Raw genomic sequence first — 11,176 nt, forward strand, 5'->3', positions numbered from 1 at the left:
GTTCCCAAGATGACTAGATACTCACCTTTATAGGAAAAATTCTAGAAAATTTACCGGATTTTCTTCAGCTTTTGAGAATAATAGCTCATCTACATCACATTTGCGCTTCATTAAACTGTAGTGAGCTTTAAAGGAAATTTTTATGACAGCCCAAATTTTTCGCGGTATTACCTATACTCAACAAGTCATTCAAGAGAGTAATCAAAGAATTCACGGTACTGCTGATGCAGATTGGTTTGTTGTAGAAGGTAACAACAATATTGTAAACACGCGAGATGGCAATGATGTTGTTTTATTAGGAAGAAAAGTAGATCTCACATTTAATTTTGATAGTAGCATTTTTAGCGGTGAGGTTTTACAAACTAGTTCATTGCCCTGTAATCCTAATGATTTTGAAGCAATTGTATATACGGGCAAGGGAGATGATTATGTCAGTGTAGGAGCAGGCAATCACGTAATTCGTTTAGGCAGTGGAAACAACTTTTTAGATGATTATGGTGGAAACTATCTGTTCGATGCTGATGATAATATTATTGGCTTAGAAGCAATTCCAAAATTAGTTGCCTCAGCAGGAGCGGGTGACGATGTTTTTTATTTAAGGGGATTTGCTAACAGAAACATTAATGGTGGAAAAGGTAACAACTTAATTTTTCTGGGAGCTGGAGATGCCAGGATTAATACAGGCTCAGGAAATGACGTTATCACCAGTGAAGTTTCAGTATTGACTTATATTTTTGACAGTGGTTCGCCATCCTATGAGCAAAACATCATAGCTGGAGATGGTGACAATCAAATTGCTGTTCTTCCCTATGGTGAAACTACAATTAGAACAGGCAAAGGTGAGGATTTTATTCTGGCTGTTGGTATCCCTGGCTTAAGTTCTGCCAAAATTTATGCAGGTGATGGCAACGATACAATTATTACAAACGATACCAACAGCATTATTCAGTCTGGCTCAGGTGATAATTTAATTTTTGCCGGTTCGGGTGATGATACTATCCGAGTGGGAAGTGGCAATAATGTAATCAATTTGCGGGGAGGAACGGTTTGTTTACCCGAACCTTTAAGTCAAGATACAAACCTGTTTGATTCATCTGTAGAGGTCAAAGGCGGCGGAAATGATAAGGTCTATTTGGATGAAGGAACAGATACAGTAATTTTGGGAAGCAGTGGTTTTGCTACCATCTATAATTTTAGTTGTGGCGATCGCTTAAATGTCAATGGCTTAAACGCCAGCTTCAGCCGCATCGGAAATGACACACTAATTAATTCATGTGGTGGTTCTTTGGGAGTTCTCAAAGGATATACAGGTTCAGTAGATTTGGTGTAATATCAAAATCCTTGTAGAGACCTTGCATTGCAACGTCTCTACTAATAGCCCACATCCTAACTTGTTGTTGCTGTTTCTTTTCCATTCTTGCTCTGTACACTAGCAACAAATGACGATTCATCAGCCTTGAAAGTCGGCGATTCGCCTCGCAGCCCCTTACGACGCTGGTTTTTTGGAACTCCTCCCGCCATCCCGTACTCTACACTACTTTTGCCATATCGAGTACCAACTGCCATCAGCATGTGTTCTGTCATGTCTGCCAACTCGTCTTCTGTTTCCAGCATTTCACGATACAATTTATCCAAATTAGAAAGCGCACTGTTGTACGCATTTTCTCTACTTCGCATCTTCTCAATCAGGCTTGAAAATGCAGGTGAAGTGAGTCCATTGCCTAAATCTAAATTTGAACCAATTGAGTTTATCCCAGCAGCACGACGCACTGCTTTTTCTAAGACTGCGGAAGTTCTTTTTCTACGAGCCATAATTTACACCTTGTAATTCAGTACGGTTAAAACAGTAAACAGTGAACAAGCGATCGCTAATAACTGATAACTGCTAATATTCTTTACCTTAAAAAATTTCCGTATGAATCAGCCTGGGAGAATTTCGGCAAATCTGCAACAGCTTTTGCTACCAGCCTGATATTTGTCATAAATACGCGAAGTACTTAAATGAGAAAGTCAAAAGGCATTTTTATAAAGCAAAATCTTGTTTTGCTTGCGGAAAATACTAAAATGAGAAAGCCAAAGCTTGTTTGACTTGCAGAAAATAGCAAAATGAGAAAATCAAAAGGCATTTTGAGAAAGTAAAAGCTTGTTTTGCTTGCGGAAAACACCAAAATGAGAAAGCAAACTGGGGTTTGAGAAGGTAAAAGCTCATTTTACTTGCGGAAAACACCAAAATGAGACAGTCAAATGCCATTTTGAGAAAGTAAAAGGTTATTTTGCTAACTAAGCACTAGCAACAGCACACTACTAATGGCTAATTGATTAAATCCTGAATTCTAAATTCTTCTTCAACGCATCAACTCATGCGATCGCGTTTGTTTTTACAATAGTCTTGAAACTCAGGAGATATTCCAATGACTCTTGAAAGAAACATAGCAGCAGCCTTTAGCATGAGCGATGATGCTTGGTTACGTCATGCTAACCCTTGGAGTGGATGGACGCGTTTTATTAGTGTCTTACCACTGCTAATTTTTGCAGTGTGGAGCCGTGTTTGGTTGGGTTGGTGGTCGCTCATTCCTGTTACCATCGCCATTGTTTGGATATGGTTGAACCCGCGCATCTTTCCCAAGCCAAAATCGACTGACAATTGGATATCTAGAGGTGTTCTTGGCGAACGAGTTTGGTTGAATCGCGATCGAATTCCTGTTCCCCAGCACCATCATCATGTGCCTAATATTCTCAATGGTATCTCTGCTTTTGGTGGAATTTTACTCATTTGGGGCTTAATCGAACTCAACATCTGGATTACTGTGTTGGGTTATACCCTAGTTACACTAGGTAAACTTTGGTTCATCGATCGCATGGTGTGGCTTTACAACGACATGAAAGATGTAAATCAAGAATATCAAAGCTGGCTGTATTGATGCAGCATAACGATGATTTCATTTAGGCGATCGCTTATTAAATCCTCAATTATACCTGGACGATATTAAATAATTTATAACACCTAAAATTATTAAATGAGTCGGGTAGAACAGATAAAACCATCTAGCTTGCGAACCTTGTTTGCCATTGAATTGAAAAATAATTAATCCTGAAAAAACTGCACAACCTTGAATTAAAGAAATCCTAGATATAACTACTAAGATTAAGTGAAAGATGCACCAGTAGAGCAACCATACTTTCGGCTTCACTTTGCCTGTTAGAGACATAAATATAATTACTCCAATCCCATATCCTCCATACTCAAAATTCAAGGTTTCAGCGACGACTGCACACAATACATAAATTGTTAATTTCTGCCATAATTGCGAACAACGATTTACTAAGCGCAACATTCCAAGCCCAAGCAGAAGGGTAAAAAGAATATTTAGTGTAAAGCTCTTGAAAACAACAGTATAGATTGGCTGAGATATAATTGCTGCAATTAATAGTCTACTTCCATAGCGGTATATATTTTGGGTGTGTTTTTCGCCTTCAGCCAGCAGCCATGCAAAAAGTGGAAAGCTCAATCGCCCAACAATGTGCAAAATTAGTAACTCTGGCATTAGCAAATAGCACACATGATCCATAACCATGAATACTGCTGCTAAGATTTTAATCCTGAAAGCTGAGAGTTTAATCACAACGCTGAGTATTCCCTTGGATTCCTTAATATAAAATCCATAAAATATTATTTATTTCTTCCTTTAATATAATAGTTATTCCAATTGCTATAAAATTCATATTTGATTTTTGCGAAGCTAGTTACAATTCAAAAAGCCTGCTTTGCTGTTGCTGATTGCCTATTTCGTCTCTATGGCGCTTGTGGTGCCCGAAGCACAGCACGCAAATAAATTTTCCAAATCAAAGCAGATTTCTATAGCAATTTGATAACATTAACAAAAAGGGCGATGTCTGTCTTTAAAAGTTTAGATGCCTGCGGTAACCGCAAAGTGTCTACGGCGTCAGCCGCCGCTAAAACTTTTGCCTACGACGGGCTGTTTGATGGTGCCCTCTTCACCAGAGATAACAACAACACTATGGCAAAGCGTAAAAAAAGCAATCTCCAGTGGATTAAAGAAACGCTTGAACTAAAGCCTGACCATCGCTGGGAATCTCCATCAGGCTACAAAATATTTGTCGCCAATCGCGGGGCTGTTCGCTTCAATGTTCCTCAGGATTGGGTTTTTGAGCCACAAGAAAAATCCTTCAAGTTCATGGATAAAAAACCGCCCAACGATGATTGCTGTCTAGAAGTATCTTTTAATCAGTTACCTCCCAACGATTGGAGTCAGTTTCCACTCAAATCTACCTTGAGGAAAGTTGTAGAAGACGACAGCCGCAACCCCATTGAAAAGGGAGAAATTATTACCGTCAAGCGCCAAACCGCCAAAATTGTCTGGACAGAGATTAAGTTTATTGACACTCAAGAAGAACCACGTGAAGCTTTTTCGCGGATTTGCATTGGTTTGGGGTCGAATGTTCAGTGCTTAATTACATTCGATTTTTGGGCAGATCAAGCAGAACAACTAATACCCGTTTGGGATGAAGCAATCCGTAGTCTTACACTAGGACTATATATTCGTGACCCTATGACTGGTTTAGCTTTTCCGGATTAAATCATAGGCAATAGGTAATAGGCAATAGGCAATAGGCGATAGGTAATAGGCAAGCAGTTCTGACGCTCGTTCGCGTAGCGTGTCGCAGACAAGACTCGCTAACGCTTCGCTATCGCCAGTAACATATCTGCAAAGCACTTCACTTGCAGACTCAACCGTGGTTCCGGTGCGGCTGATTCAATACGTCAGACGCACGCAAAAAGTAATGGTTGTTAATGATTCCCAAACTATCATCGCTGGTGTTATCGATCAATACATCCTCCAGCACCATCCCCAGAGTATTTTGTGTACGCCAATTCTCAATCAGGGCAGTTTAGTAGGCGTACTATATTTAGAAAATCGCTCTACTAAAAACGTATTTAACCGCGATCGCCCATCAAATTGTAGTAGAAAAACATCAGGGAGCGATCGCTGTTAATTCAACTTTAGGCGAGGGTACTGAGTTTGTAATTACCCTTCCAGTGAAAGGAACTGGGGACTAGGGACTGGCGACTAAAAAATAAGAATTAGGATTTGGGAAGAACTTTCCTAATACCCAATCCCCAGTCCCCAATCGCCATTCACCAGTCCCTTTATGCTAAATTTGAAGCGGAATAGTAACAAAGTTACAAAGCTATGGTTCAGGTTCTATATCCCTGACTGGTGCGCCAACCTTTGGTTTGAGCGTATGTCGCCGAGTACTTTAAACTATGCCATCGTTTGATTAGCTCAGTTGGCAGAGCGATCGACTCATAATCGATGTGTCACAGGTTCGATTCCTGTATCAAACACCAAAGGAAGTTAGCTCAATTGGAAGAGCGATCGACTCATAATCGATTTGTTGTAGGTTCGATTCCTATACTTTCACCCAACCCTGTCCGGGTTAAAAGACACTACCCTGTAAAGGTAGCCAATATGGTACGAATCCCAAAAGGTTCGAGACCCCAATTTTCTCAACTCTGCGGTGCAAGTGTTTTGCTGTCACTCATCACTCCCAAGGTGATGTTTGATAGCTACAGTCAAGGAGCTAGCGCAACTGTTTTCTCTTTAACTTGAGTACGTCCCTTCGTTTTCCACAATTGATTTCTCTACGGAGATTTTGAATTGGCAAATAGAACGGCGTATTTGAGCGTAGTTATTTTTCTCCACATTGCTGGGGAAAGTAACAGCAATCTTAATCCAGTTATGGAGAAACTTTTGCCCGCACTTTAACTGTAAACACTTGTATTAGCAGAGTAAAAAAATCTTTTGCTATGATGTACAGCACAAATTTAACCACTATCCCATTAGCGATTGACGGTAATTCAGAAACGTTGGCAATTGAGAAGTCAGCAGTTTTGCGATCGCATGGTTTAGCTGAATATTAAGTATCAATCCCACCATAGCAATACAAAGTTTGAGTTAGTGCCTGCTGGAGTTCAGAGTTGGCATAATGCTTTAGTTGTTTTAAGACAGCGACAATCTCATCATCATTAGGGTAAATGAGTTGTCCGAGCTGTTTGACGTAATGAAGTTGGACAAAAGGTTTATCGCTTCTAGAGAAGCTTTTGCTCCACCCTAAACTGTAAACACCTGCGCTATCAGAGATTATGTAGTACAATACTACATAATGCTCAACGAACCCTTTAGTTTTTGTCTCTAGGTTTGTAAACTCTTATAAAGATAGAGAAAGTAGTATTTTAGACGGCTGCATCCAGATTAATTGTATTTACTCCACAGGTGGTATTTATTTTCAAGCAAGGTTATAAATGTCTTGATTAAATCTTCTTAGCTGATTGTGTTCAGGTATCGCTCAAATTATCTATGCAAATTACTATGTGGGAAACATTTTATATTAAACCTAACGAAATCGGTGTTTTATATCACCGCAGTGACTTTAAGAAAATTTTAGAGCCTGGTACACATACTTATTTTGGTCGTCATTGGCAAGTTAAAACCTACGACCTCAACCAGCCACAAGCTCAAATTGAAAACCTAGAACTATTGTTGCGAAATCATCAGACTGAACTGCAACAACATTTATTGATTATCAGAACCGCATACAACCAAGCCGCTTTAGTACGCTGCGGTCAGAATTGGGTAAGCGTTGCACCAAATCAATTGGTGGCTTTTTGGCGTGGTTTTATTGAGGTAGAATCTTATATCTTCAACTTAGAAGAAAGCTTAGAATTGCCTAGTTCTTTTGTGCAGCAACTACGTAAAATCAGCTTGAATGGAGTAAAAAAGTTCCAAATTTCGGAGTATGAGATTGGTTTACTGTACGTGCAAAATGATTTTATCCGACCTCTAGAACCTGGAGAATATGCTTTTTGGTCAGTAGATCGGGATGTGTCAGTACGGACTCTCAGCCGAATTGTGCCTAACCCAGATTTCCCCTTGGAAGATGTATTAATTGAAAAACATCCCGACTTTGTTGCAGCCTACTGCCAAACAGTGCAATTACTGAATTGGCAAGTTGCAATTGTGCGGTATCGAGGTAAGGTGATTTCTATTTTGCCACCCACAAGCCGCAAGCTGTTTTGGCAAGGTGTTGAGGTAGAAATTATCGACATCAGCACAGATGCTCAGTTAGAGCCTCGGTTAGTGGCTGAGTTGGTTGAGGGTTCAGCAGAAGTCAAATTACTCAGCCGCAACTGTTTGCATATTTGCCAAGTACCCGCACAGCATATCGGACTACTATACATTAATCAAGAGTTTCAAGGACAGCGATCGCCAGGTATACATGCTTGGTGGTTATTTGGACGCTCCTTTCAAACCGAAACTATCGACTTGAGACTCCAAAACATGGAAGTATCAGGTCAAGACATCCTTTCTAAGGATAAAGTACCTCTGCGGTTAAATTTGACAGCTGGTTTCCGCATCCTCGATCCGTTGAGAGCAAAAAGCGGCTTGTCAGATATTCCCGGCTTCTTATACAAAGAATTACAATTTGCATTGCGTGGTGCGATCGGCGAACGCAATTTAGATGCTTTATTAGAGGATAAAGGTGCAATTGACAGAAGTATATCTGAATATATCCGCCAGAAAACCGCAGACTATGGAATCGAAGTAGATTCTGTAGGTGTCAAAGATATTATCTTACCTGGCGAGATTAAGACTATCTTGAGCAAAGTAGTCGAAGCAGAAAAAGCCGCTCAAGCAAACGTAGTCAGACGCAGAGAAGAAACGGCCGCCACCCGCAGTATGTTAAACACTGCCAAAGTGATGGAGGATAACCCTGTAGCCTTGCGTCTCAAGGAACTCGAAGTTTTAGAACGCATTGCAGAGAAAATCGATCGCATTCAAGTTAACGGTAGTTTGGATAATATTTTGACAGACTTAATTCGGATTAATGGACAGTGATTTACTGAATTAAAGGCGATCTACTGGATGGGGCGATTTCTTATTTGGTTTGCGATCGCCTTTATCTATGTTCTCAAAGCCACCCTCTCTTACCCGATGATTTCATCTAACTTTGTTAGATAATCAAATTAATACTTCTGCTAAAGCTGCCAAGTTTAATTTATTTAAAATACTAGACTTAATTGGGCGCTTTTCGTCCCAAAAAATTAGAGATGAATAAAAGTCTTTTGCTATTGAAGAAGTCAAAATTTCAAAAGTCTTATATGCAAATTTCTCATCATCAAAGCTAATAAAGTAAACTGTATCATCAAAAACAGTAGGTTTTTCTCCTATGTTACCTATCAATCTAAAGTCCAATTTCTTGTAAAGTCCACAAATTGCAATTTTCCAAGGAGCAAAAGTATACAAACCAACCCCAAAAATCGAAAATCGAGGATTATCTTGATAAATCTTACTTTTTCTTTTGTCTAGGTATTGTGAATATGCTTCTAGATAGTCCCAAGTTTTAGGAGCATAATTTTTAATATGTTCGATAGATTCACCCACAAATCTTTGAGTTACTAAAACATATCTATCAGTAACCTTGGTTTTATTTTGAGCAACATAAGACCCTTTAAGCAAAGGAAAGAGATATGTTTCTTCAATATCGACAGCTTCTCCCAATCCATTCATCAGAGTGTTGTTAATTTTGCGAAACTCCATCACACTGGCGCAATCATGCTTAATGCCAGAGCGCCATTTTATTTTTGATTTTTTATCGTATAGATTTTGTAGCTTTTCAAATGTAATAATATCTCTGACAAGTACATTATTCCAATAGCCTATTCGATAATAATTAGAAGTTTCAAGGCTGCTGAATACATCACAGAAATAATTTTGTGAATTTGAGTCAAAGTTACATAACAGTAAACACGCGTCAACAGTAGCATGAAAATATTTTTTTGTATCTATTTTGTAAGTTGCACAGGAAGCAAGATGTAATTTTTGAGAACTAATATAAGTTAATATTTTCCTAGCAACAGAACTCTTACATAAAATCGCTAAATAACCTTCACGCTTTTGTAGCCATTGTACAACCTGAATTAACATCCATTCAGATATATCAAAATTACTCTTACCTGTAATTGCATCTAAACCAGAATAGTTTTGAAAATTACTCTTATTCGGTAAATTATTCCCATCAATGCTACCTTGCTGCGAGTTTGTTACCCAAGGTAAATTCCCAATTACTAATATTTTATGATTTGATTTACCTATAATCGATGGCCAATCAAATTTAAAAAAGTTTCCATATATAATCTCAATTTTTTTATTGTTAATAAATTTAGCTTTTGCTTGCGCTTGATTTAAATAATCAAGATTGATTTCAACTCCCCAAATTTTATTTGCTGATTGAAATGAATCTAAAGCTGCTTCAAGAAAATTACCAACTCCACACGTTGGCTCAACTATAATATCTGGTGTTATGCCAAGTTCAACTAGCTTTTTACATACTTTATTAGCTAATTCTAATGGTGTCTGGAAATCTCCGTACTCTATCTTTATTTTATGTGCAGTATCAGTCATGGATTAATTTTGTAAACAGGGATTATACCATCTTCTTGGCCAGCACGTTCTATTACTCTTCCATACTGGAGTCGCCATTGCAAAGCATTGGAAATAGTCAGAAAACCCTGTACAGGTGGATTGCTCATAATTTCATCCGCAATATTGCTTGCCTCAATTTCATCAACGGGTAAATTGCGATCGAGTATGAAAGCAATTAAATCATCTTTATTACCTTCGTTTGCTATAATATTCCGAATTCCACGAGTCATCTGAAAATCTGCGGTTCTTTCGGCGTTTACATAAATAGTATGCAAAATATTTAGAGTTGCTGTGCGGTTAGTGCTATTGTCTGTTTTATCGTAGACGAAAATCAGCAGCGAATACCCAAGCCCAAATATCTTTTGCCGTGCAGATTTGAATGGACATGATGATTGTGGTTGTCGAATGCTTGTTACCTTCACATCTACAAGTAACCCTGGAAAGTCAATACCGCTTGCAGAATTACCCTCTACAAACTCATACCGTTCCTTGAGATAAAGTCTAAATTTTTGTTCCAAGTATGTCCCGACAGCCTTACCATCAGTCACACCATATAGCAAAGGTTCTGGATGTAAAGACTCGGCCGCTGAAAAAATGGCAGCTTCTGAGCATAGAGTTTCTACGGTCAAAATTGTCATGAATAAAGTAAAACTAAGTGCAAAATATCATACAGCAGTCCTATTTGATTTGTGACAAAATTAAGTATAGGATAGCGATCGCAAGCTGGTTGTCGAGCAAAGGCGATCGCCATTAAACTGACTGTACGAAACCAAAAATGATTGAGTAATTCAGTAGGGTGTGTTGTCGCGAAGCGCAACGCACCATCATTTCAAACATCCCAAATATCAGACACAGGTTGAACCTCACCACTGCTACCCCAATCTAACGAGTAAATGTTCTGCTGAATAAAACGATGAACACTCGAAAAAACCCATTGTTGTGGTGATTCACAGAGTTGATGCCGTACAGGATTATAGTGAATGTAGTCACAATGATTGGCAAAATCAACATCGTCTCTAATTAGATGCTCCCAAAAGCGGCGTTGCCATAAATTTCTTTCTTTTCGTTTTTCTCGTGAACGGGAGATAGCCACATCAAGCCCTAGCTGATGCCCGTAGTATTTAGTCACAAAACGTTTGATCAAAAGCATTCGCATCGATAGATTACTATCTCCCGCAGGCAGAGTCCATAAAGTATGAAAATGATCGGGCAAAAGAACAAATGCATCAATGGAAAAAGGATAATTTTTTCTGACATGTCCAAGGGCAGCACGAACAGCAGTACGTCCGATATCAGAGCAAAGCCAGGGTTGTCGTTGGTAAGTAACTTGGGTGATGAAGTAAGTAGCTCCAGAAATATGGAGTCTGCGGTAGTTGGGCATGGACATGAGGAGATGACATTTGTTTTTAGGATGCCCATGATTTATGTGGTGCGTTGCGCTACGCGACAACGCACCCTACGAAACTAAACCAAGCATGATTAAGTGCGATCGCAATATCGCGTAGATTAATTTTGTTAACTCGCAATCATCAAGATTTTAGCAAAGTAGCAGGATTGTTAATTAGACATCTCCGAAAACTGTCAAAGCTTTGCTGTGGCTAGCTTATGAGACGTAAATGCAAGCATCAAAAGCTAACTAGTGAATATGATAAAATACGGGTTTGAGATAT

12 protein-coding genes and 2 tRNA genes are annotated in these 11,176 nt (G+C 39.0%); 7 read left to right on the top strand and 7 right to left on the bottom strand.

Annotation, left to right across the window (positions count from 1 at the left end; all coding sequences use genetic code 11):
- Window positions 1-142: 142 nt before the first annotated feature.
- The gene (locus tag H6H03_RS28855) at window positions 143-1,330 is read left to right on the top strand and encodes a calcium-binding protein (protein WP_190958490.1); all 1,188 of its coding nucleotides are present in this window, start codon (window positions 143-145) and stop codon (window positions 1,328-1,330) included.
- A gap of 56 nt (window positions 1,331-1,386) precedes the next feature.
- Here H6H03_RS28855 and H6H03_RS28860 read toward each other — a convergent pair whose 3' ends face one another.
- Window positions 1,387-1,812 (bottom strand): hypothetical protein, encoded by a 426-nt coding sequence (locus tag H6H03_RS28860; RefSeq protein ID WP_190958491.1) that lies wholly within the window; start codon window positions 1,810-1,812, stop codon window positions 1,387-1,389.
- A 599-nt stretch (window positions 1,813-2,411) separates the two neighbouring features.
- Here H6H03_RS28860 and H6H03_RS28865 point away from each other — a divergent pair.
- On the top strand, window positions 2,412-2,921 hold the full coding sequence (locus H6H03_RS28865; protein ID WP_190958492.1) for a DUF6653 family protein: 510 nt from the start codon (window positions 2,412-2,414) through the stop codon (window positions 2,919-2,921).
- Window positions 2,922-2,966: 45 nt separating this feature from the next.
- Here H6H03_RS28865 and H6H03_RS28870 read toward each other — a convergent pair whose 3' ends face one another.
- Window positions 2,967-3,623 carry a TraX family protein gene (locus tag H6H03_RS28870; RefSeq protein ID WP_190958493.1) on the bottom strand — a complete coding sequence of 219 codons (657 nt, stop codon included), beginning with the start codon at window positions 3,621-3,623 and terminating at the stop codon, window positions 2,967-2,969.
- A gap of 396 nt (window positions 3,624-4,019) precedes the next feature.
- On the opposite strand from H6H03_RS28870, the gene H6H03_RS28875 reads away from it, so the two are divergent.
- From H6H03_RS28875 to H6H03_RS28890, 4 genes are all read left to right on the top strand, one after another.
- The gene (locus H6H03_RS28875) at window positions 4,020-4,598 is read left to right on the top strand and encodes a hypothetical protein (RefSeq protein WP_096539324.1); all 579 of its coding nucleotides are present in this window, start codon (window positions 4,020-4,022) and stop codon (window positions 4,596-4,598) included.
- Window positions 4,599-4,677: 79 nt separating this feature from the next.
- Window positions 4,678-5,016, top strand: a complete 339-nt coding sequence (locus H6H03_RS41840; protein WP_313931943.1) for a GAF domain-containing protein — start codon at window positions 4,678-4,680, stop codon at window positions 5,014-5,016.
- Between the two features lie 279 nt (window positions 5,017-5,295).
- Window positions 5,296-5,371, top strand: a tRNA-Met gene (locus H6H03_RS28885).
- 1 nt (window position 5,372) lies between these two features.
- A tRNA-Met gene (locus tag H6H03_RS28890) sits at window positions 5,373-5,448 on the top strand.
- A 492-nt stretch (window positions 5,449-5,940) separates the two neighbouring features.
- Here the strand turns inward: H6H03_RS28890 and H6H03_RS28895 are convergent.
- Window positions 5,941-6,177 (bottom strand): hypothetical protein, encoded by a 237-nt coding sequence (locus tag H6H03_RS28895; RefSeq protein WP_190958494.1) that lies wholly within the window; start codon window positions 6,175-6,177, stop codon window positions 5,941-5,943.
- Between the two features lie 215 nt (window positions 6,178-6,392).
- Between H6H03_RS28895 and H6H03_RS28900 the strand changes: the two genes are divergently transcribed.
- A complete protein-coding gene (locus H6H03_RS28900; protein ID WP_190958501.1) occupies window positions 6,393-7,919 on the top strand; it encodes an SPFH domain-containing protein in 1,527 nt (508 codons plus the stop codon).
- A 123-nt stretch (window positions 7,920-8,042) separates the two neighbouring features.
- On the opposite strand, the gene H6H03_RS28905 is transcribed toward H6H03_RS28900, so the two are convergent.
- The 4 genes from H6H03_RS28905 to H6H03_RS28920 are packed head-to-tail and all read right to left on the bottom strand — an operon-like array spanning window position 8,043 to window position 10,887.
- Entirely contained in the window at window positions 8,043-9,485 is a 1,443-nt protein-coding gene (locus H6H03_RS28905; RefSeq protein WP_190958495.1) for an SAM-dependent methyltransferase, read from the bottom strand.
- Window positions 9,482-10,144 (bottom strand): restriction endonuclease, encoded by a 663-nt coding sequence (locus H6H03_RS28910; protein WP_190958496.1) that lies wholly within the window; start codon window positions 10,142-10,144, stop codon window positions 9,482-9,484. Before H6H03_RS28910 ends, H6H03_RS28905 begins: the two co-directional genes overlap by 4 nt.
- Window positions 10,141-10,323, bottom strand: a complete 183-nt coding sequence (locus H6H03_RS28915; protein WP_190958497.1) for a hypothetical protein — start codon at window positions 10,321-10,323, stop codon at window positions 10,141-10,143. Before H6H03_RS28915 ends, H6H03_RS28910 begins: the two co-directional genes overlap by 4 nt.
- Before the next feature lie 12 nt (window positions 10,324-10,335).
- Window positions 10,336-10,887, bottom strand: coding sequence for an REP-associated tyrosine transposase (locus H6H03_RS28920; protein WP_190958502.1), 552 nt, complete (start codon window positions 10,885-10,887; stop codon window positions 10,336-10,338).
- Window positions 10,888-11,176: the final 289 nt, after the last annotated feature.

Origin of the sequence: Nostoc paludosum FACHB-159 (assembly GCF_014698835.1) — a bacterium.
In the GTDB taxonomy this organism is placed as follows: Bacteria; Cyanobacteriota; Cyanobacteriia; order Cyanobacteriales; family Nostocaceae; genus Nostoc; species Nostoc paludosum.